This window comes from Pleionea sediminis, from assembly GCF_007570825.1.
Classification (GTDB): Bacteria; Pseudomonadota; Gammaproteobacteria; order Enterobacterales; family Kangiellaceae; genus Pleionea; species Pleionea sediminis.
The window spans coordinates 2,004,956-2,029,533 of the sequence record NZ_SUNB01000001.1; the positions used below are offsets into that span (position 1 = coordinate 2,004,956).

At 39.6% G+C, this 24,578-nt stretch carries 19 protein-coding genes and 1 riboswitch; of the genes, 8 read left to right on the plus strand and 11 right to left on the minus strand.

From position 1 onward, the window contains the following. Positions 1-2 precede the first annotated feature (2 nt). Both FAX86_RS08200 and FAX86_RS08205 read right to left on the minus strand, forming a co-directional pair. The gene (locus FAX86_RS08200) at positions 3-428 is read right to left on the minus strand and encodes a hotdog fold thioesterase (protein ID WP_144392844.1); all 426 of its coding nucleotides are present in this window, start codon (positions 426-428) and stop codon (positions 3-5) included. A gap of 66 nt (positions 429-494) precedes the next feature. Continuing rightward, entirely contained in the window at positions 495-2,639 is a 2,145-nt protein-coding gene (locus tag FAX86_RS08205; RefSeq protein ID WP_164503509.1) for a TonB-dependent receptor, read from the minus strand. A gap of 494 nt (positions 2,640-3,133) precedes the next feature. On the opposite strand from FAX86_RS08205, the gene FAX86_RS08210 reads away from it, so the two are divergent. Further along, positions 3,134-3,481: a DUF5362 family protein gene (locus tag FAX86_RS08210; RefSeq protein ID WP_144392846.1), complete on the plus strand. Its 348-nt coding sequence runs from the start codon at positions 3,134-3,136 to the stop codon at positions 3,479-3,481. A 37-nt stretch (positions 3,482-3,518) separates the two neighbouring features. On the opposite strand, the gene FAX86_RS08215 is transcribed toward FAX86_RS08210, so the two are convergent. Next, on the minus strand, positions 3,519-5,324 hold the full coding sequence (locus FAX86_RS08215) for an ABCB family ABC transporter ATP-binding protein/permease (protein ID WP_144392847.1): 1,806 nt from the start codon (positions 5,322-5,324) through the stop codon (positions 3,519-3,521). Positions 5,325-5,453: 129 nt separating this feature from the next. Then, positions 5,454-5,691: riboswitch (cobalamin riboswitch) on the plus strand. Positions 5,692-5,803: 112 nt separating this feature from the next. Between FAX86_RS08215 and FAX86_RS08220 the strand changes: the two genes are divergently transcribed. From FAX86_RS08220 to FAX86_RS08240, 5 genes are all read left to right on the plus strand, one after another. After that, positions 5,804-8,587, plus strand: coding sequence for a ribonucleoside-diphosphate reductase subunit alpha (locus FAX86_RS08220; RefSeq protein WP_144392848.1), 2,784 nt, complete (start codon positions 5,804-5,806; stop codon positions 8,585-8,587). Positions 8,588-8,598: 11 nt separating this feature from the next. Further along, positions 8,599-9,723 (plus strand): ribonucleotide-diphosphate reductase subunit beta, encoded by a 1,125-nt coding sequence (locus FAX86_RS08225; protein WP_144392849.1) that lies wholly within the window; start codon positions 8,599-8,601, stop codon positions 9,721-9,723. Then, positions 9,717-10,097 carry an acyl-CoA thioesterase gene (locus tag FAX86_RS08230; protein WP_205859129.1) on the plus strand — a complete coding sequence of 127 codons (381 nt, stop codon included), beginning with the start codon at positions 9,717-9,719 and terminating at the stop codon, positions 10,095-10,097. Before FAX86_RS08225 ends, FAX86_RS08230 begins: the two co-directional genes overlap by 7 nt. A 19-nt stretch (positions 10,098-10,116) precedes the next feature. Then, positions 10,117-10,800: an SOS response-associated peptidase gene (locus tag FAX86_RS08235; protein WP_144392850.1), complete on the plus strand. Its 684-nt coding sequence runs from the start codon at positions 10,117-10,119 to the stop codon at positions 10,798-10,800. Positions 10,801-11,024: 224 nt separating this feature from the next. Further along, positions 11,025-12,560: an AbgT family transporter gene (locus FAX86_RS08240; RefSeq protein ID WP_144392851.1), complete on the plus strand. Its 1,536-nt coding sequence runs from the start codon at positions 11,025-11,027 to the stop codon at positions 12,558-12,560. 53 nt (positions 12,561-12,613) lie between these two features. Here FAX86_RS08240 and FAX86_RS08245 read toward each other — a convergent pair whose 3' ends face one another. From FAX86_RS08245 to FAX86_RS08265, 5 genes are all read right to left on the minus strand, one after another. Then, positions 12,614-13,942 carry a sensor histidine kinase gene (locus tag FAX86_RS08245; protein WP_144392852.1) on the minus strand — a complete coding sequence of 443 codons (1,329 nt, stop codon included), beginning with the start codon at positions 13,940-13,942 and terminating at the stop codon, positions 12,614-12,616. A 15-nt stretch (positions 13,943-13,957) separates the two neighbouring features. Beyond that, positions 13,958-15,352, minus strand: coding sequence for a sigma-54-dependent transcriptional regulator (locus FAX86_RS08250; protein ID WP_144392853.1), 1,395 nt, complete (start codon positions 15,350-15,352; stop codon positions 13,958-13,960). 146 nt (positions 15,353-15,498) lie between these two features. After that, on the minus strand, positions 15,499-17,922 hold the full coding sequence (locus FAX86_RS08255) for an ABC transporter permease (RefSeq protein WP_144392854.1): 2,424 nt from the start codon (positions 17,920-17,922) through the stop codon (positions 15,499-15,501). Positions 17,923-17,932: 10 nt separating this feature from the next. Further along, the gene (locus FAX86_RS08260) at positions 17,933-18,646 is read right to left on the minus strand and encodes an ABC transporter ATP-binding protein (protein WP_144392855.1); all 714 of its coding nucleotides are present in this window, start codon (positions 18,644-18,646) and stop codon (positions 17,933-17,935) included. Positions 18,647-18,657: 11 nt separating this feature from the next. After that, complete coding sequence (locus tag FAX86_RS08265) at positions 18,658-19,908, minus strand: efflux RND transporter periplasmic adaptor subunit (protein ID WP_144392856.1); 1,251 nt, start codon at positions 19,906-19,908, stop codon at positions 18,658-18,660. A gap of 469 nt (positions 19,909-20,377) precedes the next feature. On the opposite strand from FAX86_RS08265, the gene FAX86_RS08270 reads away from it, so the two are divergent. Next, complete coding sequence (locus tag FAX86_RS08270; RefSeq protein WP_144392857.1) at positions 20,378-20,758, plus strand: STAS/SEC14 domain-containing protein; 381 nt, start codon at positions 20,378-20,380, stop codon at positions 20,756-20,758. 81 nt (positions 20,759-20,839) lie between these two features. Here FAX86_RS08270 and FAX86_RS08275 read toward each other — a convergent pair whose 3' ends face one another. The 3 genes from FAX86_RS08275 to FAX86_RS08285 form a co-directional block, all read right to left on the minus strand. Further along, on the minus strand, positions 20,840-21,676 hold the full coding sequence (locus FAX86_RS08275) for a CvfB family protein (RefSeq protein WP_144392858.1): 837 nt from the start codon (positions 21,674-21,676) through the stop codon (positions 20,840-20,842). A gap of 114 nt (positions 21,677-21,790) precedes the next feature. Further along, entirely contained in the window at positions 21,791-22,987 is a 1,197-nt protein-coding gene (locus FAX86_RS08280) for a multidrug effflux MFS transporter (protein WP_144392859.1), read from the minus strand. Then, positions 22,987-23,658 (minus strand): MaoC family dehydratase, encoded by a 672-nt coding sequence (locus FAX86_RS08285; protein ID WP_144392860.1) that lies wholly within the window; start codon positions 23,656-23,658, stop codon positions 22,987-22,989. Before FAX86_RS08285 ends, FAX86_RS08280 begins: the two co-directional genes overlap by 1 nt. Positions 23,659-23,875: 217 nt before the next feature. On the opposite strand from FAX86_RS08285, the gene FAX86_RS08290 reads away from it, so the two are divergent. Further along, entirely contained in the window at positions 23,876-24,541 is a 666-nt protein-coding gene (locus FAX86_RS08290; protein ID WP_144392861.1) for a YceH family protein, read from the plus strand. Positions 24,542-24,578: the final 37 nt, after the last annotated feature.

Below are 24,578 nucleotides of genomic sequence, written 5' to 3' on the forward strand. Positions count from 1 at the left end.
GTTTATTTTTTCCTGACAGCCATAGTTAAACGGGAAATACAGATAAGTTCATCTCGAGAATTAGTAATTCGTATATCCCATACATGACTAGTTTTACCAATATGAATGGGAGATGCTTTTCCATAGACTGTGCCATTCCTAACCGCTTTAATATGATTTGCATTAATTTCCATACCGACACAAAAATGATTGTCATCGACGGCAATATTTGATGCGATGCTGCCGACGGTTTCAGCAAGTGCTGCTGATGCTCCACCATGAAGTAGGCCAAGTGGTTGATGCGTCGTATTATTCACTGGCATGGATACAATCAAATAATCATCACCCAGTTCAGTAACTTCCATTTTTAAAAAACTAACTAAGGTATTTTCGTTCCTTTGATTGAGTTTTTCTATTGAGGTGTCTTTCTTCCAGATAGATGTCGTCATAGCACGCTTAAACGTTGAAGATTTTCTTCATTCTAATAAATTCCAAACAAAACCTCGATCGCTTTTTTAAAATTCTGCCGTAAAATAAAGCTCTAAGTTTCTTTCTGGCTGTTCATAATCAAATGGATAGGGGCCGATTTTCACTAATGATTGATTTGAATCAGATAGATTGTCAATTTTTAAATGTGACTTAATTTTTTCATTTATTTCGTAAGACAGTTTCATGTTTATATTGACCCAAGAGTCGAGAGTTTTAGGCCGGTGATCGTCGAGGTTAAAATCTAAGGGAACAGAAACTCCGAATGGAAGTTCACCTCCGGGATTTCCTTGCTCATTAGCTCTTCTTTTCACTTTATCGTGGTAGTGGATATTTGTTGAGATTAACCATCCATCAGTTAGCTCAATTGAAACCCCAGTGTTAATAAGTAATTTGGGATACCATTTTAGATCGTTGGGGTGTGGGGTGAACTCTGGAATGTCATTATCGTCAAAGGCCAGAATTCGTTCTTTATCGCGTTGAGTAAAAGTAGCATTGGCAAACCAGTGAACTTTCTTATGTTGTCCTTGAATTTCAAATTCAACTCCAGAATTTTTCGTAGAAAAAATATTGGTACTAAGGTTGAAGTTCGTTGTTGAGTAAGCGATTTGATTTTTAAATTCCGTTATAAAATAATTCCACGATAAATTATAAGAGTCATTTATTGTCCAGTTGCCGCCAATTTCTGAGGTTATCACTTTTTCTGGTTTCAACTCAGTAATATTCGAAGCTAAAGAGAATGTGTGAGCGCCTCCCATTTCTGTTGGTGTCGGTGCGCGAAATGCTTTACTCGAGAGAAATTTCATTGAGTAGTTAGGTAGTACGGAATAGACAATAGCAACTCTGGGACTAAGTTGTGAAGATGTTTTGCTTATCTTTTCGATAGGATCTTCGGTGACTGTTCGATAATTAAGAGAGACTTGGTCCCAACGTAAGCCCAACGTCAACTCAATTTGTTCATCGAGAAAATCTCCTGTCATTAATTGTGCATATATCGCAGTATTTATTACTGGTTCGTCAAATAGATAATCGAGCCATGGACCGAGTGAGCGAAATTCATTGTTTGGAAAAGGTTCGAAGTTGAGTGAGTCGACATTAACATTACTGTAGTGCTCTTTATCTCCACTATATAAAAAATAATCGCTTTCAAACCCAGCAACTAACGATAGCCCTGAGGTCTCATCTAAAAACTGAGTAATTTGAGCTCGGAATAATAAATCTTCTGCAGCTGTTTTTAGGTATTCCCACATGCCAGCTGGATAATAATTTTCAAACGCTCCATTGGGGTAGTAACGTTGATTCCATGAAATATCGTGTTTTTGATATCTAAGTAAGTATTCATATTGAGTACCGTTATTATTTTGTGATTTGTAGGTCAAGGACAATATATGACGACTTTCAACCATATTTTCATCAAAGTCAGGAATCCAAAACAACCAACCGTGACCTGTTTGAAAATCCCATCCATGCTTGTGAAATTGTATTTGCCATTTGTCTGATATAGTCGCTTTAGCCCAAAAATAATCGCTTTGTTGGTCATTGTTAACGGATAACTTTAAAGCTTGTGGTCGCCCTGTATTTGGAGCACTTAACGTAGCAATACGTCCAGAACCATCAAAGCTATTGTATTGGTAGTCCTCGCTTTTGTTGAAGCTGTAAGCGTATATAAAATCAAAGTATTCCTTTTCAACGCCACTCATAACCTCGTAACGTTGCTGATGGTTATTGCCTGGTAGAGTCCATCGTGAATAGACTCGTCCGTGCAAGTCTGCAGCTTTGAGTGTATTCATCTGAACTACACCATTCGTTGCGTAAGAACCATATAAAGCGGAGCCTGGGCCACGAATAACTTCAATATTTTTGCTAAAAAATAATGGTGTTAACCAAGTGTAAGCGGTGCCGTACAAGTTGTCATTGAAGGGAATGCCATCAATTAAATGCAAGATATGATTGTTGCTCCAGCTATCAAAGTTACCGCGAAAGCTGACGGTTGGCCTGTCATAATCTTGTGCCGGAGCAAAGCCTGGTTGTGTATAGAGTAAATCATTTATGACTTCGTGGCCGTAACGACTTATATAGTAACTATCGAAAAACGAAATTGTGGCGGGTGCTTGTGATACTTCTGTTTCAACTTTAGAGGCAACCTTTACTTTAACTTTCAGTAATTCATCCATACTCATGTCCCAAATCTCTTTTTTGTCGGAAAAGACATCAACAGAAACTAGACAGAAGACACAGCTTGCAAGGACGCAACCCAAGTTGGACATAAAAAGGATACAGCCTTAAGTTATTGACTAAAAAGACTTTATTTGATTTAAAGTGCTCTATCATCGAACAAAAATCATTGAATATCAGTATAGTTGATTTTTTTCCGGATTTAGGTTGATTGTTAAAATGTCTTTTCAGAGCGCGATACTGATGTTTGGCAATTAATTTTTAACAGATGGTCTAATTCATTGTTTTTAATAGAAATATTATTCAGTAATTGATTTATTGATGAGTATTTCAAAATAGAATAATTCGAATTGGTATCGTGAAACTTGTGTGAAATTTATAATAAATTGTAGGTTTGTCTATTAGTTGAAGCGCAAAGGAGTTGTTTGAAAAGACCTGTTTTGATAGGTTCGAAGTTAAAAAGGCTCTACATAATAATAAAGAGGAAGTGTAAATGGATGTTCGTTCGTTGAGTGAGTCACTTTTTACCGGTCGAAAATGGATGAAGTTTGTCGGTGTCGTACTTATTTTATATGGAATCTGTTTAGCTTTAACTATTTTGGGAACTGTTATTGCCTGGTTGCCTATCTGGTCAGGGATTACACTGATTCAATCAGCAGTTGCTATCGAAAAAGCTTATATCTCCGACGACGCAGCGGCTTTAATGATGAGTTTGTCAAAACTTAAAACTCACTTCGTCATCATAAGTACTCTTTTGTTGCTAATGCTTACATCAATGGCTGTTTGGCTTTTTGCTTTTGACGGTGTAGAAGTTATTGCTAATGCCATAAAGTCGCTTTAAGTCATTAAAATAACACATGGATCACCAAGCTTAAATATCATACTGGCTCTGCTGAGTCTTGTTTCTCTTCTTCCTGTTGTAGATGCCATAAAGAAGCGTAGTGGCCATTTAATTTTAATAATTCGTTGTGTTGTCCTGACTCGATAATTTCACCATGGTGTAGAACATAAATTATATCGGCATTAACAATGGTTGATAATCGATGTGCGATCATCACGCTAGTATGGTTAACTGCTACTTCATTGATAGCTTTTAAAATAAATTTTTCTGACTTACTATCCAATGAGGATGTGGCTTCATCAAAGAGCATGATCGGTGGTTTTTTTAGAATAGTACGTGCGATAGCTACGCGTTGTTTCTCTCCTCCTGATAGCTTTAATCCTCTTTCTCCAACTAGTGTTTCAAGTCCGTCTGGGAGTTGCTCGATAAAACTACTTAAATAAGCATGCTCAATAGCTGTATTAACTTCCTTATTTGTTGCATTAATATTCCCATATTGAATATTTTCACCAATTGTTGAATTAAATAACACTGTATCTTGTGGAACGATGCCAATATTTTTACGTAAACTTTTTTGCGTGACTTTACTAATGGGTTGACCATCAATTTCTATTTGGCCTGAAGTGGGATCGTAAAAGCGATAGAGCAACTTTATTAATGTCGATTTTCCGGCACCGCTACTTCCTACAAAAGCTACTTTTTTTCCGGCTGGAATGGTAAGTGAAATATTCTTTAAGATTGGTCGATCATCCGTATAATGAAACGACACATTCTTAAAGTTAATGGCTCCTTGAGTGACGTTCAGATCTTTAGCATTTTCTGCGTCTTTAATATTTGGGCTTTGGCGCAGCAAACTGAACATTTGTTCAATATTTGCCATCGAGCCTTTCATTTCACGATAAACGAAGCCAAAGAAATTAAGTGGCATAAAAATTTGCATCATGTAAAGGTTTACTGCGGTGAAGTCACCCAGAGTCATATTACCGAGAGAAACATGGTGTGCAGCCAAGAGTAACATACCAGTCATCGAAATCCCGATGATAGTTGCTTGACCACTGTTCAAAGCGAATAGTGTTAATCGATTTTTGCGTCGAGCCGTTTCCCAGCTTGCTAAATCTGTGTCGTAGCGCTTGGCTTCGTAGTCTTCATTATTAAAGTATTTTACGGTTTCATAATTTAATAAACTATCCACGGCAGCGGTATTTGATTTGGAGTCGGCTTCATTTGCTTCTCGAATAAATCGAGTTCGCCACTCGGTAGCTTTTACGGTCCAAGCAATATAGGCCAAAATGGAACTCATAATTATGGCGACAAACCAACCATCGTAATTGTACAAAAATATAGCGATAACAAATGCAATCTCGAGTAACACAGGGATGATGTTAAACACCATAAATCGTAATAGAAAACTAATTCCTGAAGTACCTCGTTCGATATCTCGAGCAATTCCTCCAGTACGGCGGCTCAAATGAAAATCGAGATCTAGTGAGTGCAAGTGATTAAATACAGTAAGCCCAATGCGTCGCATTGCTCGTTCTGTAACACGACCAAACAAAGTGTCGCGAATTTCTCCAAATAAAACATTGGCTAACCTTACTGCGCCGTAGCCAATAATTAACGCAATAGGTACGGCGATTACTTGGCTGGTTGATTCTGCATTTAAATCATCGACAACCAATTTAAAAAGATAGGGAACAGTGACACTGGCTACTTTGGCACCAATCAGGAAAAAAAGTGCGAAGAACACGCGTGTACGAAATTCAAGTAAATACGGAATAAGTTGTTTTAATGTTTTCCAGCTGACGTCTTGATTCTCGTAATTTGGAAAATGGCCTCCGCGCATATCTCGTCTCTTCGTTTGTTGACTTACTTGTAAGCGTGATTGTGTCGTGTTTGACGATAAATGCCAAATAAAAATTTGCTTGTTTCTAGAATGTGTACCAATATATAGTGCGTAAACTTTGGTTTAGCTACCATATGTATGTGATTTGACCGTCTGAACGATTAATCTTCATACGTTATAGCTGCTAAGAGGGAATCTGGTGTAATTCCAGAACTGACGCGCAGCGGTATTTGAGAACAAAAGTAACATGCATTTGCTGTAAGGCAATGCAGACACTGCATTTTTAATGTGGGAAGTCGTTACTTGAGGAGCCTGATCTCCAGGCAAGCTCATAAGTCCGAAGACCTGCCAAAGTGAAATACAACGCCTTCGCGAATTAAGGTATTGTGCACGTGTACTGGTTGTTTTCGGTTTTTAATCGAAGGCGATGGCGTGTCCTGTTTCGTGAATGGTGAAACACTAAATTCAGAGGACGCGACATGACTTTTCACAACAATGCACAATTAAACATTCTAGTCAGTAAACGTAACGGCGATGCCGTACCATTTCAGCCCGAAAAAATATCTACCGCAATTACAAAGGCAATTTTAGCCGTCGAGGGGCAATCTGCTTCAGGCTCTTCCAGAGTTCATGGCGTTGTCTCGAATATTACTAATGATATCGTATCGCGATTCCGGCGCTTAATGCCTGACGGTGGAATTATCAATATTGAAGATATTCAAGATCAAGTAGAACTTGGTCTTATGCGTCAAGGATTACAACAAATTGCTCGAGCCTATGTTTTATATCGAGAGGAAAGAGCTCGAAAAAGAGTGCCTGATATATCGGTTGATAAAAGTAAGTCGGAAGAGACACTGACTGTTAAATTAGAAAATGGACAGTTATCAGAACATCCTCTTTCGAGGATAAAGCAAGATATAGTTGATGCTTGCGCTGGCCTCTCTGATGTTGAGCCTGAACATATTTTCGATTTAGCCATAAATAACTTATATGATGGAATGAATCAGCATGATATTGTTTCAGCCTTAATTATGACAGCTCGATCAATGATTGAAGTTGAGCCCAATTATTCCTTTGTTTGTGCTCAACTTCTCAATCAATCATTGCAGAATATAATAGCTGAGCAATTTTCTATCACACCATCAAATGATAATTTCTATTTAGAAACTTTTTCAAAGACAATCCAGTTTGGTGTCGATAAAGAATTACTTAATAGCGAACTATTAAGTTATGACTTGGAACAGCTAGCCATCGCTATAAAACCTGAGCGAGATCGACAGTTTACCTATTTAGGTTTACAAACTCTGTTTGACCGATACTTTTTACATTGGCAACAGCGACGATTTGAAGCACCGCAGTCTTTTTTTATGCGAGTTGCGATGGGGCTAGCATTAAAAGAAGAACGTCGAGAAGAACGCGCTATTGAGTTTTATAATGTTTTGTCTTCTTTTAACTATATGTGTTCGACACCGACTTTGTTTAATTCTGGTACTTGTCGCTCGCAGTTATCTAGTTGTTATTTGACGACAGTTGATGATGACCTATCCAGTATTTATCAAGCTGTAGCCGATAATGCTCAGCTTTCAAAATGGGCGGGAGGCTTAGGAAACGACTGGACACCAGTAAGATCGCTTGGCGCTCATATAAATGGGACGAACGGACAGTCGCAAGGTGTGATTCCATTTCTTAAGGTTGTTAATGACTCTGCTGTTGCTGTCAATCAAGGTGGGAAGAGGAAAGGTGCCGTTTGCGCTTATCTTGAATCATGGCATTTGGATATTGAAGACTTTCTAGAGCTTCGAAAAAATACTGGAGATGAACGTCGCCGGACTCATGATATGAATACGGCGAACTGGATTCCCGATTTATTTATAAAGCGCGTAATTAACGATGAAATTTGGACTCTATTTTCTCCGAATGATGTTCCCGATCTGCATGAGCTATATGGCCGAGAATTTGAAAAACGATATTTTGTGTATGAGAGAAAAGCAGATCAGGGAGAGATTAAATTAGTTAAACAAATACCCGCTAAACAATTATGGCAAAAAATGCTTTCGATGCTATTTGAAACGGGACATCCGTGGATTACATTTAAAGATGCTTGCAATATTCGATCGCCTCAACAACATACAGGAGTTGTACATTCATCCAACTTATGTACGGAAATAACTTTAAACACCAATGAAAATGAAATAGCTGTTTGTAATTTAGGCTCAATCAATTTAAGTCAGCATATTAAAGATGATGGTATTGATCAATTGAAGTTACAACAAACGATCCGCACTGCTGTCAGAATGCTCGACAATGTTATTGATATAAATTTTTACCCGGTTGAAAAAGCTCGTAACGCTAACTTAAAGCATCGTCCAGTCGGCTTGGGAATTATGGGATTTCAAGATGCGCTATATCAACTTAATATTCCTTATGCCAGCGTTGATGCTGTTCATTTTTCAGATTCCAGTATGGAAATTATTTCATATTTCGCCATTGAAGCTTCAGCATTATTAGCTGCAGAGCGTGGTAAGTACGAAAGTTATGAAGGTTCGCTTTGGCACAAAAATATATTTCCAGTTGACTCATTGGAAAAACTTCAAGATGAGCGAGGCGACAGTTACTGTTCATTTGATATGACGGCCCAATTGGACTGGAGGCCATTACGTGATCTTGTTAGAAAAAATGGAATGCGAAATTCCAATGTCATGGCGATCGCACCGACTGCAACTATCTCAAATATTGTTGGTGTTTCCCAGTCTATTGAGCCGACTTATCAAAATCTATTTGTTAAATCGAATTTGTCAGGAGAATTTGTTGTTGCTAATCATCACCTCGTAAAGACTCTTAAAAAACATAAACTGTGGGATAGTGTTATGGCAAATGACCTTAAATATTTCGATGGATCAGTTCAATCTATTTCGCGCGTTCCACAAGAGATTAAAAATCTTTTCCTGAACGCTTTTGAAATTGATCCACGATGGTTAGTTGAGTCTGCCGCTCGCCGACAGAAATGGATTGATCAAGCTCAAAGTTTAAATCTTTATATGAGTGAGCCGTCGGGTAAAAAGTTAGATAACTTGTATAAAATGGCCTGGTCTCGTGGACTTAAGACAACTTACTATTTACGGTCGTTAGGTGCAACACACTCTGAAAAATCAGAAGGTCATAAAGGAACGATTGCTTCATCGAACTATTGCGCTGAAAGTGCATCTGATGAAATGGTGAATGTATGTAATATTAATGATCCAGAATGCGAAGCGTGCCAATAAGGAGGAAAGAAATGAAAACATTAAACTGGGATAATCCTTTAGTCGCAGCGATTCCACCATTAACCTCGAATAAAATTGAAGTAAATTTAAATAGTAACGAGGTGGAAGAACGATTGACTGAAGAATTAGAAACTATACGACCTATTAACCCGGATGATAAGCGAGTTGTCAATGGTTCGACAGATGTTAATCAGTTGGCACCATTTAAGTATCCATGGGCTTGGGACTTTTTTCTCAATGCAAATAAAAATCATTGGACGCCTCTGGATATTAATATGACGCAAGATGTTCATGATTATCACCATAAGCTGACCTTAGAGGAAAAGCATGTATATGAAAATGTTTTAGCGTATTTAACGACATCCGATATTCTTGCGATGAGAAATATTGGGTTGGCAGTGATGGAAAAAATGAGTGCTCCTGAATTGCAAATATATCAGGCAAGACAGGTTTATGAAGAATCGTTACACACTTGGACTTATCAGCATTGCATTGAAACAATTGGTTTAGAACAAAGCGAAATATACAATCGTTATCGTGTAATTCCACAGATAAATGGAAAAATTAAAATAGCGAATCGTCGACTCAATGCGGTAATGGACCCATCGATTAACTTGAAAAACCGTGATGATCTTGAGCTCTTTATTATGTCTTATTTGTTCTTCGCTGCTATATTTGAAGGGTGTTGGTTTTATAATGGTTTTAGTCCGATATTTTCTTTACAACGAAGAGGCTTAATGAAAGGAACCGGCGAGCAATTACAGTACATTATGCGCGATGAAGTTTTGCATTGTGCTTTTGGAATTCGTGTCGTTAAGCAAATCCTTCAAGAAGAAGGTGTGTCTTTAGATCCCAAAGCATTAGAAGAGATGTGGTTAGAGTCAGAGGCTGCCGAGAACGAATATGCTAAGTTTCTTTTACCCGAACCTATTTTGGGTTATTCGTATGAATCCCATAGTGAGCAATTCCGTTTTCTTGCCAACCGAAGAGCTAAGCAACTTAAAATTAAAGAACCTTTTCCCGGTGCAAGTAATACGTTAAATTGGTTGGATGAACAAGCTAATATGCGTAAAGAAAAAAACTTTTTTGAGACTAGAGTAACTGAATACCAAACAGGAGCTGCGCTTCAGTGGTAAGCAAAGGTAAATCAAAGCAGCATCACAAGTTGGTGCTGCCTGAACATATGAATCACCAAGGTTCTTTATTTGGTGGTTATTTATTAATGTGGATCGATGAAATGGCCTACGTTACTGCCAATTTACATTTTCCCAACCATCGGTTTGTAACGATAGCGCTCGATAATGTTGAGTTTAAACATCGCATTGAATGCGGTGAAATCATTTGCTTTAACGTTGAACTGGAAAAGCAAGGGAAAACATCACTCACTTACTATATTTCTGTAACGGGAACCCGCAAAGGATCGGATAAGCAATTATTTGAAACTCGAGTTACTTTTGTTAGTGTGGATAATCAAGGAAATAAGCGACTCATTCAATCGGATAGTCAATAACTCGGATTAAATACCAATTATGTGCGGACGTTATCTACTTCGTAATCAGCCTGATTGGGCTAATCATACTCCTTGGAATCAATACTGGGAGGATATTAGTCAATTTGTGCCGCGGTATAATATTGCGCCTTCGCAGCAATGTCCGGTTATTATAAATAATGACGGGCAGCCACAGTTAGTTGCCATGCAGTGGGGGTTTCGACCAACTTGGGCAAAGCTCTCGTTTGCTAAAATCAATTCGCGTGGAGAAACACTTTTTTCCAGCAAAATGTTTTCTAAAGCCGCACATCAAACACGTTGTTTGGTTCCTGCCGATGGCTTTTATGAACCTAAAGGAGACTCTTCGCAAAAAACGCGGCCTTGGCACCTGTTTCAATACGAAGATCGGCACGTTTTTATGATGGCTGGTATATGGACTCATCACCAGTCTGAGTCTGAAGATTATTTGAATTTTAGTATCGTTACGACCGAGGCTAATTCTCTAATGAAGCCAATTCATCATCGTATGCCTGTGATCTTAGAAAAAGAGCAATGGGCTTTATGGCTAAACAGTAGTGAAGATGAGTTGCAGTCGAGTTTGGAATCGCGAGAATATACAGGATTGTTACATTATCCCGTTGGGGATACAGCAAAGAATCCCCGCAATGAAGGACCCGAGTGTGCAGAGCCTTTCTCACAAGGCAACTTGTCATTGTTTGACTAAAGTCATACTTGATAATCTCTTAATGAAATACTTTGGTTCGATAATCGATTAACTAAAATTTCACCAATTTGTACTGCTTAAACTCATCGTAATTGAATTTTTTCTTTAATGTAGAGCTTTATCGGCCTTAATTCGGGCAAAGGATTTGCGCTTGCTGTCGTTTGATGGCAACTTATACGCTATTTTTGCCAAGTAAAGAAAGAGTGAGCGAACAGGAGGAAAAGATGTCCGAACTCACCAAGCCAACTCTAATAATGAGAATACTAAATGGTGTCGAGCGAGCAGGTAATAAACTGCCCGATCCTGCCATGATCTTTTTGTTTTCCATGGTTCTTATATGGGTTTTATCTGCGATTATGTCACATATGACATTTGAAGCGATCGATCCTCGTACTGGTGGCGCCATTGAAATTAAAAATCTTTTAACTGGTGATGCGTTAGCTTCATTTCTTGCCGGAATGGTTAAAACATTTACCGGATTCGCGCCGCTTGGCGTGGTGTTAGTTGCAATGTTGGGTGTTGGGGTTGCTGAGCATTCTGGTTACATTAACGCTGGGCTCAAAATGATGTTGAAAGTAACGCCACAAGCGTTACTAACACCATCTATTATCTTGATTGCTATTGTAAGCCATACCGCAACCGATGCTGGTTATGTTTTGGTTATTCCTCTTGCAGGGATTATTTATTACTCAATGGGCCGTCATCCTATTGCAGGTATCGCCGCAGCGTTTGCTGGGGTTAGTGGCGGTTTCAGTGCCAACTTTATACCCTCGGGGATTGACCCATTATTACAAAGTTTTACCGAAACGGGCGCACAAATTATTGAACCCGGAATGCAAATCAATCCTTTGAACAATTGGTTTTTCACTTCAGCTTCAAGTTTATTCATTATTTTATTAGGTTGGTATATTACGGACAAAATAGTTGAGCCGCGTCTTGCCGGAACCAAAGTTGATTCAAACAGTGATGATTTACCTGAGTTCGGCGAAATTACTAGCAAAGACAAGCGTTGCTTCTTTGCTGCTTCTTTGGTGATGTTAATCGGCCTGGTTTTACTTTTTGTTTCCGTTTATCCCGATGATTCTCCATTGCGTTCGGCTGATGGAAAATTGGCTGATTTTAGTGCGCCAATCATGCAATCGATAGTTCCTCTAATCTTCTTGTTGTTTATTGTTCCTGGTGCTGTATTTGGGTTTATGTCAGGTACTTTTAAATCGAGTAAAGACATGGTTGATGCAATGACTAAGTCGATGAACTCGATGGCTTACTATGTGGTTATGGCTTTTTTCTGTGCTTTATTTATTGATGCATTCAAGCAGTCAAATATAGGCGCATTAATGGCAATTGAAGGCGCGCAAGGTTTGAAAGCGCTTCAGTTACCGAGTGCTGTTACTATTATTGGAATTATTATTTTGACGGGTATCGTCAATTTATTTGTTGGATCGAGTTCAGCCAAATGGGGATTGTTAGCACCTATTTTCGTGCCCATGTTAATGCAGCTAGGTATATCACCTGATTTAACACAGGCTGCTTATCGTGTGGGTGATTCTACCTCTAATATTATCACCCCGCTGATGCCTTACTTCCCATTAGTGGTGGTTTATTGCCAAAGGTATGTGAAAGGAACCGGTATCGGAACCGTTATTTCTATGATGTTGCCTTACAGTGTTGCTCTGATGGTTGGTTGGACGATTTTCTTACTGATTTACTGGTGGTTAGGAATTCCACTGGGTATTCAGGCGAGCTATGTTTATCCATAAGCTTGTAATTTCTTATTTGATTGTAAATAAAGCCCGGATGTCCGGGCTTTTATTTATGTTTTCTTTTGTTCTACTGGAAGTTCAATGGAAACAGTGCAACCTTGAGTATCCTTTCGATTTGTGATGGAAATGAAACCATCATGTGCATCAATGATTTGCCGACACAAAGCAAGACCGATACCGCTGCCTGATTTTTTAGTTGTATAAAATGGCGTAAATAAGTTATCACTGTTTTGAATGCCTGAGCCCTTATCCATAACTTCAATCAAAAAGCTGTTATTCATGCGATGACTTTTTATAGTGATGGCTTTATCTGAATCATTTTGAGCTTCTTTAGCGTTCTTTATTAGGTTAATTAATACCTGTTCGAGCAGAGTCGCATCTGCGACAATTTCATCTTGAACATCAAGTTGTGTCTCGAAATGGCTATCATCGAACAACGACGCAATTTGATGGACGATTTTATTAAAATTTAGTGGTTGCTTATTGGGCGAGGGAGTATTTGTGAGTTGACGATAAGTGTCGATGAAGTTTTTTAAGCCGTTGGCGCGTTCCGCTATGATAGAAAGCGATTCATTTAGCTGCTCAGCAAACGTTTGTTCTAACGACTGGGTTTTCGCAATGCTTCTAATAGTTCCTGCAAAAGATGAAATAGGAGCTAATGAATTATTAATTTCATGACTAAGAACGCGGACTAATTTTTGCCAAGATTCTCGCTCTTGTTTGCGTAATAGTACTTTTATGTCGGTTAAAAAGTAGATGTCGTGTCTCTTGCCCTCGTCGAAATACTGATCTTTTATAATTTGAAAGTGACCACTGCGACCTGGAAATTGAAATTCTTTTACTGCTTCGCGACCGATGTTTTCTAAAAGGTTGATGTTGAGGCTATCAAGAGTATGGCCAATAATTTGATGGTCATATCTACCAAACAAACGTTGAGCTTCCGGGTTAGCTAACGTTATTTTCTTATGTTCATCCAACGCTATTATCGCGACATGAATTTGCTGTACGATCGTCTTAACCAGTTGTTGGCTTTCAGCTGCTTGTGTTTTTTGTTTCGACAAGGTGTCGGATAATTGATTGATTTGTTTGACTAACTGTCCGAGTGCATCGCCTTCGTTGTAATAACGACTACGCATGGTATAGTCGTTTTTAGTAATGGCTTCTAGAATATTTGATAGTGTTAAAAATTGGTTTTGTATTTTCTCATAGAGTTTATTAGCGCTAATTCCTGTAACTAGAAGCAATAATAAAGTAATGAAGCCAATTAAATAAATAGATGTGTCATAATAAAGTAATGTTGCTACTAGTAAGCACGCAGGTAGTAGCGTTGCGATCAGTAGATAAGAGAGTAATTTGATTTCAAACTTTTGTCTTTTCAAAGTAGAACGGTTCTCTTAAAGGTTATACTTATCGATTCGGCGGTAAAATGCACTACGGCTCAAGCCTAACGATTTTGCCGCGTTTAACATATTACCATCGAAAAGCTGTATTCTTTGTTGAATGATTTGTTTTTCAAGATCTTCAAGAGTCAGAGAGTCATTATCGGAAAGCTTTGCGTTATTAGCTGATGAAGATGATTTTTTTGGGGCTGTTGTTGCACTGGATGGCATTAACATGGCTTCTGGCTGGATGGTTGATTCCTTTGCCAATACTGCTGCCCGTTCAATCAGTTGGCGTAGTTCACGAATATTACCAGGCCAGGAATAATTGACTAGAAGCATCTCGGCTTCTTTTGACAAAGATAGGTTCGGCTTTTGGTACTTTTTTCCATATTGTTTTAAAAAATGCTCCGCGAGGGGCAAGATATCATCTGGACGTTCGCTTAAAGAGGGAACTCGAACTTCAATGCCATTTAGGCGGTAATACAAATCTTGGCGAAATTCTCCAGATGCGAGCATTGACTGTATGTCAGCGTTGGTTGCCGCTATAATTCGAACATCGGAGGTTTTTGTTTTTGAACTACCTACAGGTTCAAATTGTTGGCTTTCTAAAACGCGTAGTAATTTACTTTGTTGTGAAGTAGGGATATTACCGATTTCATCGAGAAATAATGACCCTTTATCGGCAAGTTCAAATCGTCCAATTCGATTTTCTTTGGCGTCGGTGAACGCACCTTTAATATGACCAAACATTTCACTTTCAAATAGCGATTCTGAGATGGCTCCCATATTGACTGATATAAAAGGTGATTGGGAACGTTCAGAATGATTGTGTAAGTATTCAGCTAAAAGACTCTTACCCGTTCCATTATCTCCGGTAATCACAACGTTTAAATCACTGGAGGCAATCTGCTCTAGTGTGCTAAGTAAATATTTCATTTCGTTGGATTGTGCAATAATAGGTGAGGATTGATCGGAGTCACTTTTAAGGATTTCATTTTGACGTATCAGTTTTTCGCTCTTTTTGATTTGCTCTGCGAGTCTGAGATGTGTGTTAATTGTTTGCAGTAAACGATCGTTTTCCCAAGGTTTTTGAATAAAATCCGAGGCCCCTTCTTGCATAGTATTCACTGCTAGGTCGATAGTTGCCCAACCGGTCATAACAATAATGGGTACACTCTTATTTTCTGAGCGAATTAATTTAATTAAGTCGATTCCTTCTTGGCCTGATGTGGTATCTCGACTGTAGTTAAGATCAAGTAATATCGCATCAAACTCAAATTGTTTTGCAAGTTCTAAAGCTTGCTCCGGTTGTGAGGCCATGGAGACTTTATAGCCTTGACTCGACAGTAACATCTTCAGTGCTGATAAAATATTGTGATCATCATCAGCGATGAGAATATGTTTCAACGTTTACTCCGTTTTTTTTAGTTACGACTTATATTAACTTTTGCCTGAGATGAGTGTAGCGGAAAACTACGAGGGCTTCATCCAGTGTCAAGTAACGACAGCTGTCCTTGCCGCCGTTTTTTGATGATTGCTATGATGTTAACTCTTTATTCATATCTTAAAGCACTGCTGGGTTCCATTTGGATTGCTTTTTTCGCAGGGAAGAAGGTCGCTAAAGAAACAACGATTGCGATAGTCGTAGGAATGAAGAGGAATACCCAAAGGTAGTTTGAGCTTTCCGGTCCCACCAGTTGGACGAAACCTAAGCTGGTAAGATAACCCAGCGGTAAACCAAATAGTAAACCAATGCTCAATTGGAACCAGCCCTGGCGCATCATCATTGACAGAATCTTCTCGTCACTGGCACCGATGGCTCGTCGAATACCTATTTCTTGAGTACGGCGAGCCGTACTGTTAGCTAATACACCATAGATACCGCTGGAGGCGAGTAGCAGCGCACACAATGCAAATACGCTGAACAAACTTCGAATAAAGAACATGCCTCCGGTACTGCGTTGTAGGGCGTCATCAATAGTATTAACGTTATAGGCTGGAACTTCAGGATCAACGCTACTCACTGTGGATGATAGGACTTGGCGATAATCGTTAGGGTTTCCAGAAACTTCAATAAAGAGGTCCATAAATCGGCTCGGTTGCTGACTGTACGGAACATAAATTGAAGGGCGATGCTTCATCATAGAGTAGGGTTGGCCATGAATTGTATGGTTAACGATTCCGACAACGGTGATCCATTCTTTATTGTCCGTCTCAATCCATCGTAATTGTTTGCCTAAAGGATCTTCTCCTGGCCAGTATTTTTCAGCCAAACTTCTAGTAACGATTGCGACACGTTGATTGCCTTTGCGATCGTTTATGTTGAAATAACGACCACTTACTAACGGCATATTCAATGCTTGCATTGTCCCCGTGTAACTGATTATCAAATGAGCTCTGGGGTAATTATTTTCAATCACTTCTCGACCATCTGTTTCGAATGTGGTGTACCAAGCTCCTTCTCCAGGCAGGCTGGACATGGCCCCCGCACTTTTAACACCGGGTTTGTCTTTAAGTCGTGTTAATAACTGCAAAAAATAAGTTTCTTTCGATGTATCATCGTCATAACTAATTTCAGGTAAACCGATTCGTGCTTTTAACTTGTTGTCCAGGTTGGCGCCATAATAAGTTTGATCCACTTCTTGAAGCAGAACAACCAAAACACCCGACATACACAGTAATACACACGACAATGCGACTTCGACAATAACCAAGATTTGATTGACGCGGCCAGCTCGCTTACTTAGTGCACCTCGAGTTCCATCACGCAATACCGCGTTAAAGTCACTGCGAGACATTTTCCAGGCTGGAACAATTCCAGTTAAGAAAGATGTGAGTAAAACGATTAGTGTCGTTTGTGCAATTAATTCCGCATCTAACTCAAGTGTCCAAAAGTAAGGCACTTCCATAGGCATTAATGATGGTAGGGTATCAACGGTTAGCTCTAGTGCCCAAGCTGCCCCAAAAAGTCCAAAGAGTCCGCCAATTGTGCAGATAATGACACTCTCCCACATCATTTGCATGATTAGTCGATATTGTGGAGCACCTAGTGCAACGCGAATGGCTGTTTCTTTGGCGCGCTCATTGGCGCGTGCAAATAGCAAGTTGCCAACATTCACGCAGGCGAGTATCAAAACGAATAAAACCGCGGTCAACATCATGCCGATAATCATTTCCGATCCGTTGCCCATGACGGCTTTTTTGAAAGTCGTAATATAACCAGAAGTTCTGCTATTTGTTTCTGGATAGCGTTTTTCCAGTTCGGTCATGATCGTCTTGATTTCTTGGCTTGCTTGTTCGAGAGAAACGTCGTCTTTCAATAAAACAAAACCAGAGACATTTGGTGCCTCGGTTCGAGAGAGCCGAGTATGATCATCGGTCATCGGAATCCAAACTTGGTGATTTATCGGGAATCGAAAACCTTCAGGCATTACTCCGACAATCTCGGTGACCACACCATTATTTTTTACTGTTTTTCCGATAATATCAGTCGCGCCATTAAAATAGTCTTGCCATAGACGATACCCGATAACAGCAACTTTTTGGGCGCCCGATTGGTTGTCTTCTGGTGTTAACGTTCGTCCCATAATGGGGTGAATGCCTGTGTAATCGAATAAATTGGCTGTGGTGTTCACTGCTACATAACGCTCGGCTCGATCACCATTACTTAAGTTTGCGGTCGAAGGATAGTAAGCGCCAATGATTGAAAAACTGTCTGTCTGTTGTTTAATTTCTTGGTAGTCGTGTAACAGGAGTGAACCATTGTTGTAGAAAACGCCGTCTATTTCAGCTTCAACAACATACATCTTGTCGCCATTCTCAAACGGTAATGGGCGAAACATGACCGACTGTATGAACGAAAACATATAGATACACAAGCCCAGCCCGGCTGTCATAACAGCAATTGTAAGTCCGCTAAATCCCGGATTTTTTAAAAGCATCCGATAGGCGTATTTTAAATCAAATAACCACTTCATAAGACTTCTCCTAAGCAACGGCCGTTGATTTGTGAGTAATTGAGTCTGCGATTATTTTTCCATCGAGAATCTCAACGATACGCTCTGCTCGTTCTGCCGAACGAGGGTCATGAGTTACCATACAGATAGTGGCGCCTTCTGAATGAAGTTTTTCGAGCAACTGCATCACAGCTTCGGCGTTTTTAGTGTCCAGGTTTCCGGTCGGTTCGTCCGCGAGTATTATGGAAGGATTTCCTGCAATAGCCCTTGCAACAGCGACACGTTGTTGTTGTCCTCCGGACAACTGCGATGGAAAATGGTTCGAGCGATGGGCCATATCCACTTTTTCTAGCGCCGACTTTACTTGAGATTTGATGTCGGCTTTTTTTAGGTTATCTCTATAGGTCAGTGGCAAAGCAACATTTTCTTCAACGGTAAGGTCGCTAATTAAATTAAACGATTGAAAAATAAATCCCACTTCTTTGTTTCGAATAGCGGCTCTTTGCGCAGAAGTAAGATCAACGACTGAATGTCCATTTAAAACATATTCGCCTTCACTCGGAGTGTCCAGCAACCCGAGTATAGAAAGCAATGTTGATTTACCACAGCCCGACGGACCTGAAATCGACAGGAATTCACCTGAGTTAATAGACAATTGAATGTCTGACAATGCATGTGTTTCAACTTCGTCAGTGTAAAATATTTTTTTCAAGTTATTGAGTCGAATAAGTGTTTGCTTTGACATAGTAATGGCCTCTAGTTAATTGAAATTTTGTTAAATCGTTTGAATTCGGTATCTTCGGAAACAATGATGCGATCGCCTGCTTTCAATCCCTCTACAACCTCGATGTATTGCACTGAGCCTTGTCCAAAGTTAACGGTTGTCTTTTCTGCAATTCCGCTTTGTGTGACTTTAAAGACCTGCGTTACTTTATTGCTTTGGGCGAATGAGGGGCGGCGCACGAAAAGCGCATTCGGTTTTTCGGCTATCATAATTACAGCGTCAATGCTTAAGTCGGGACGAGCGTCGGATGGAAGTGGCACGTCGAATTCAATATCCACTTGTACCGTTCCATTATTTACTGATGGCGCAACTCGAGTTACTGTGCCAATTATTTTATTTTTACGCGTATCAACTTGGGCTTTTTGTCCAACGGTGACATCGCCAATAGAAATTTCTGGAATTTGAACTTCGGCAATTAACTCGTCTTGTCTTGCCAGTTTTGCTAAGTTACTTCCTAAAACAACTTGCTGGCCAGATTCAATTGCAACGTCTTGAACTACGCTGTCGATGGAGGCTTTGACACTTAAGTTATTTACTTGCTCCTGCACTCGTTCCAGCGTCTTTTTCATTTTATTCAAGCGAGCCTTTCGGGCATTAGTTTGTGCCGTTACGTTTTGCGTTACCTTGGCTAGACGCTGCTGTTCAATGCTCACGCGTGCTTTATATTGCTCAACTTCTAATTTGGTTTTTTCATAGTCGAGCTGCGATACTGCTTGAGTTCCTCGTTTAATTAATGTTTCTTCAGCTTTTAATCGCATGGCTGCACTTTGGTAATTCAACTTTGCGTTAAGAACTGCGGCTTGTTGATCGAGTAAACGTGTTTCTAGTTCGACACTTGCTGCTGCATGCTCTGCTTCAAGAGCCTCTAGTTCCCATTGCGTTTCTTCTAATTGGCGCTGTAGTAGAGGGTTACTTAATATCATGAGCACGTCTCCCTTACTGACTATTGCGCCAGGTTTTACCAACACGCGCTCGGCTCGTCCTTCAACGGGAGATGATATCCAGCGAATATCCTTGGGAGTTAGCACACCGGGTCCGCGCACTTTTATTTCAAAGACACCATGCTCAACGTTGCCGAATACAAGGCGCTGACTATCGAGTTCATATTCAGAATTAACTATTCTAGGAGCTAGCAAAACAACGCCTAAAATAATGGTAAAGGCGGTTAGCCACCATCGATACTTCTGAATGATTGAAACCTTCTTTTTGCGAACAATATCCATAACATCAAAACAAATTTTTTAAACAATATTGGATATAGTGCGATTCCTATGCCAGTCGTTTAAGTTACTGATTTTTATGTTAATATTTTAAACTCTTGTTATTTAAGAGTATTTTCTGTCCCACTTCTGGGACACCTGTCCTGAGTGTATCGTCCCGAAAGTGGAACACTTCAAAGTAACTGGTTTATTGGTTTAGGCGAGTTAATTTACTTTTAAATTTGAGTTGTTTTTATCGAGCTTGGAAGAGGGGAGGTTTCTTAAGATAGATTAAAGATGTGCTTGGCGACTATTTTATGTTTAATTTAAGTTGGTATTAATTTTAAGTTAAAGACGTATTTACGTTTGTAAATCGGCTCTTACCCATTGTTAAAACTCGCTATGAACAGGTGAGATGATATTTCAACCAATATTTGAAGTTACCTCAATACGAACTAAACTTTGAATTCAGCTAACTTTTTAGTTTGTCATTATGTTTTCTATTGAATTTTTTCCGGACAAAAACTTTTTAATGGTTACTATTAGTGGCACGATTACATTAGAAGACTCAACAAAAATCATGCGGGCGGTTGTTGAGCATGAAGAGTTTTCCGAACAATACAATCGACTTTATAACTTTGAAAAAGCCATTCTTGATTGGGGGGGGGATGACATTCAGGCTTTAATCGATTTTATTAGAGGCAGGTTTGAAAATTCTAATGATGATCTCAAAGTTGTTTTTGTCAATTCTGACTCGACTGAACAAACGTTATTGAGTTTGTACCTTTCAATTGCGCCGCAAAAACTTAATCGAAATTTTAATTTATTTAAAACTTTGCCCGAAGCCATAGAATGGATTTGTAAAGAGGAATAATACGCCAGAACTTGCAAGGAAAATATAAAAGCTCTAGGGCAATTTCATAATTACCCTATTTAATTATTGAGCTTTTAAATATTACTTTTTCACTAGCCGAACCAAATTATTTTCTATTTCGATCTGTTTATTTTTATAAAGTTTGCCAAGGGCAGCTTTATATTGTTTTTTGCTGACACCAAAAACTTTTGAGATGAGTTCTGGTGGGCTTTTATCTGAAATGGTTAAAACGCCATCGTGTTCATTGAGTTTAGCGAGAATTCTGTCGGCCAAATCGTCTCTGCCTTGCAGACCCGGTTTTTCAAGTGAAATATCGAGTTTTCTGTCAGGCCGAATGTTCTTTATGTAGCCATCGATTTTTTGACCGTATTTTAGGGTTTTATGAATATCATCAAAATGGATTAAGCCGCCGTACTTATGATCGACAATGACTTTAACTCCGAGATCGCTCTTGTCGAGAATGAGTAATTTCACCGGTTGGCCTTGGCTATACTGATGTTCGGTACGATCCAGGAATTTTTCTATTTTTGTGGACGCCATGACGCGACCATCGGCTTTGTTGTTATAAATATAAACAACGGGAGCTTGACCTTCTTTCAACTTTTGGTGCTGTTCACCAAAAGGCACAAACAAATCTTTCGGTAATCCCCAGTCTAAAAATGCACCAACTTGATTCACTTCTTTAACTGTTAATCGAGCAAACTGGTCCACGCCAGCAAGCACTTCATCATTTGCCGCTTTGAGCTCTCCATCGGAAGCTTCGTAAACAAAGACGCGAACTTTTTCACCGATATCTTTATCTTTAGAGACAATTGTATTGTCTGCGAATATCAGCCGTTGATTGCCTGCATTCAGGTAAACGCCAAATGGCGTTCTCTCAACAATGACTAACTCATTATACTGTCCAACTTTAACCATAGTGCGAAGTCAGTTTAATTATTACGATAGGTTAATGATAACAGGAGTTAGAGCGATGCTCACTGGATTTAGTTGTCAAGAATACCGGATACATAGAAAAATGCGATTAAGACGTTAATTAGTGCCTGGGATGGGAAGTTTAAATAGCCGAATGGCCAGGTGTAAAAGTATTATTATTGTTACTGCTGACCCAATAACCAAAGCGACGGGAGCCGCTGAACCATCGTAAAGCCAAGAAAGTATGAGCCCGGAAAACGCTCCGCCGCCAAATTTAAGGCTGCCTATAACTGCCGTCGCAGTGCCTGATTGACGCGGAAAGCTTATTAGTACCAAAGCGTCGGAGTTGGTTGAAACGATAATCAAACTAGCCATCAGCGCAAAAATACTGACGATCAAATAAGCAATTGAAGCTTGGTGAATGAGGATCCAGGTGAGAAATAATGTCACTATGCTCGCTGATAAAAGCCCCATTCGTAACATTTGAATGGGACTGAATCGATTAACCAGTCTGGCATTAATCAAGTTTCCTAACATTAATGCGGCGACGTTAGCGCCAAATAGAATTCCGAATACTTGTTCTGAAACGCCATAAATAGTGATGTAAACGAAAGAAACAGAAGTGATATAAGTAAAGAATACAAAAGTAGTCAACATGGTAGTTAGCAGGAAAGGAAGGCAGGAAGTGTTTAGCAAAACAATACGATAGCTTCTGAATACACTGTAAATAACGTTAGAGTGCGATTGTGATCTGGCGGGTAAAAATGGAAACCTAAAAATGGCAAAAAATAAAATAAGGGCCGCGTAACTTGTAAGAATCATAAATATGGCTTGCCATTCTGACCAAGCCAAAATAATACTGCCAATGGTTGGCGCAAGCATGGGAGCAATCATCATTGCCATAGAGACATAAGACATGCCTTTGGCCGTACTTTTACCAAATAGATCTCGTATTGTTCCAGGAACAACAACTGTGGCGGCTCCACCAAACAGAGCCTGAAAAAAGCGGAGTGTAATGAAGGTTTGAATATCTGGCGCAAAAGCGAGCGCTAGAGTTGTAACTAAAAAGCCGCTTAAGCCGCCGAGCAGAAATACTTTTCTACCGTAATGATCAGCCATCGGACCGAAACATAACATTCCAAGTGCGTAGCCTGCTAAAAAGATACTTAATGACCATTGCACTTCGCTGATGCCCGTGCTGAAACTATCTGCCATTTGCGGCATAGCTGGCAAATACATATCGACGGCAAGCGGAGTTATGGCATAAATTGACGCGAATAAAGGTAAAAAACTAAAAGCCGATTTTAATCGCATTAAAAATAAAGGCGTAGTACAGTTTGAGCAACGCAGGCTAATCGTTTGCTATTCTCAACCTCAATACTAACCTCATTAACCACTTCAATACTACGTTTCATAGGCGTTAAACCCACCAGTGTCGTTCTTGCTCGGACTCGTGAGCCCGATTTCACAGGAAAAGGAAAACGAACTTGGTTCAAGCCGTAGTTAACAACCATTTTGGCGCCTGGATAAGGGTTATTTTCGGAATTAACAGCGTCGGTTAAGGTTGGAATGAGTGAGAGAGTTAAAAATCCGTGGGCAATGGTTGTTTTAAAAGGTGACTCATTTGCGGCACGTTCGGGCTCGGTATGAATCCATTGTTTGTCGCCAGTGACTGCAGCAAACTGATTGATACAAGCTTGATCGACCATAAACCAGTCACCCACAAAGGTTTCTTGATTCAATTGTTCATGGAGTTCTTCGTAAACTTTTGCAGCCTCGGGGACTTGAACAATGGGCTTTTCTTCATGTGGCTCATCATCCGTCGGTTTAAATAATGACACCCATGGATTATTTAAAGTGTTAGAAACGGTCTGTGAAAATTTATCGGATAAATTTTTAAATTGGGGTTCTAATTTGGCACGAAATTCCGCATTGTTCTTTTGCAGCTGTTCTGTTTTCTCTCGAATAAACTCTAAAACACGCATAACCGTTCCACATCAATTTATTGTCGGTGTTAATTTTGGGCGAACAGCTGTCAGTCCGAATTGAATAACAGCTCGATCAATTTTACACTAATTTCTATTTTGTTTGAAAAGCTATTGAGTAATTATAAGACGCTACTCATAATTTGATAGCAAACACTTTAAAACAGGTTAAAATAGTGCGAATTGCTTTTAACTTCCTAAATTATGAGGAATTCTCATGGAACATCAATTGAGTTTAGAGCAGCAACGAGTCATCGGATGTCTTCTTGAAAAAGAAGTCACTACGCCCGATCAATACCCATTATCGCTTAATGCTTTGGTTAATGCGTGTAATCAAAAGAGTAATCGCGAACCTGTTATGAATTTAACAGAAAGCGATGTTCAAAATGTTGTTGATGAGTTAACAAGTCTCCATTTGGTGACGTCAGCAGCCGGTTTTGGCAGTCGAGTCGCAAAATATCAGCATCGTTTTTGCAATACGGAATTTGGTGACTTAAAGTTGAGCGATCAAGAAAAAGCCATTATTTGCGTTATGTTTCTGCGTGGGCCACAAACTCCGGGAGAATTAAGAACTCGAACTCAAAGAATGTGTTCGTTTGAGTCGGTGGTTGAGGTTGAAGAGACTTTGCGGGCTATGGCAGGAAGACCCAAAGCACTCGTTGTTCAACTTGCTAGAGAGCCGGGTAAGCGCGAGGCGCGATGGGGACATTTAATGGGTGAGTTGAAATCCTCTTCGGCTGTAGAGGCAGATGATAGAGCTGTCGAGCCTTCAGGTAATGAACAATTACTGCGCATCGAATCATTAGAAAATAAAGTGGCAGAACTGCAAGAAGAGATTCAGCTCATCAAGCAGCAGCTGGCGCAGAGTCATCAATATTTATAAAAATTTGTTTCCTTAAACTATTGGCGTTTTTTAGATT

Excerpts from the sequence above, each read along its gene's own strand:
- FAX86_RS08200 (WP_144392844.1), bottom strand. The coding sequence starts at position 428 with ATGACGACATCTATCTGGAAGAAAGACACCTCAATAGAAAAACTCAAT.
- FAX86_RS08205 (WP_164503509.1), bottom strand. The coding sequence starts at position 2,639 with ATGGATGAATTACTGAAAGTTAAAGTAAAGGTTGCCTCTAAAGTTGAA.
- FAX86_RS08210 (WP_144392846.1), top strand. The coding sequence starts at position 3,134 with ATGGATGTTCGTTCGTTGAGTGAGTCACTTTTTACCGGTCGAAAATGG.
- FAX86_RS08215 (WP_144392847.1), bottom strand. The coding sequence starts at position 5,324 with ATGCGCGGAGGCCATTTTCCAAATTACGAGAATCAAGACGTCAGCTGG.
- FAX86_RS08220 (WP_144392848.1), top strand. The coding sequence starts at position 5,804 with ATGACTTTTCACAACAATGCACAATTAAACATTCTAGTCAGTAAACGT.
- FAX86_RS08225 (WP_144392849.1), top strand. The coding sequence starts at position 8,599 with ATGAAAACATTAAACTGGGATAATCCTTTAGTCGCAGCGATTCCACCA.
- FAX86_RS08235 (WP_144392850.1), top strand. The coding sequence starts at position 10,117 with ATGTGCGGACGTTATCTACTTCGTAATCAGCCTGATTGGGCTAATCAT.
- FAX86_RS08240 (WP_144392851.1), top strand. The coding sequence starts at position 11,025 with ATGTCCGAACTCACCAAGCCAACTCTAATAATGAGAATACTAAATGGT.
- FAX86_RS08255 (WP_144392854.1), bottom strand. The coding sequence starts at position 17,922 with ATGAAGTGGTTATTTGATTTAAAATACGCCTATCGGATGCTTTTAAAA.
- FAX86_RS08260 (WP_144392855.1), bottom strand. The coding sequence starts at position 18,646 with ATGTCAAAGCAAACACTTATTCGACTCAATAACTTGAAAAAAATATTT.
- FAX86_RS08265 (WP_144392856.1), bottom strand. The coding sequence starts at position 19,908 with ATGGATATTGTTCGCAAAAAGAAGGTTTCAATCATTCAGAAGTATCGA.
- FAX86_RS08270 (WP_144392857.1), top strand. The coding sequence starts at position 20,378 with ATGTTTTCTATTGAATTTTTTCCGGACAAAAACTTTTTAATGGTTACT.
- FAX86_RS08275 (WP_144392858.1), bottom strand. The coding sequence starts at position 21,676 with ATGGTTAAAGTTGGACAGTATAATGAGTTAGTCATTGTTGAGAGAACG.
- FAX86_RS08280 (WP_144392859.1), bottom strand. The coding sequence starts at position 22,987 with ATGCGATTAAAATCGGCTTTTAGTTTTTTACCTTTATTCGCGTCAATT.
- FAX86_RS08285 (WP_144392860.1), bottom strand. The coding sequence starts at position 23,658 with ATGCGTGTTTTAGAGTTTATTCGAGAGAAAACAGAACAGCTGCAAAAG.
- FAX86_RS08290 (WP_144392861.1), top strand. The coding sequence starts at position 23,876 with ATGGAACATCAATTGAGTTTAGAGCAGCAACGAGTCATCGGATGTCTT.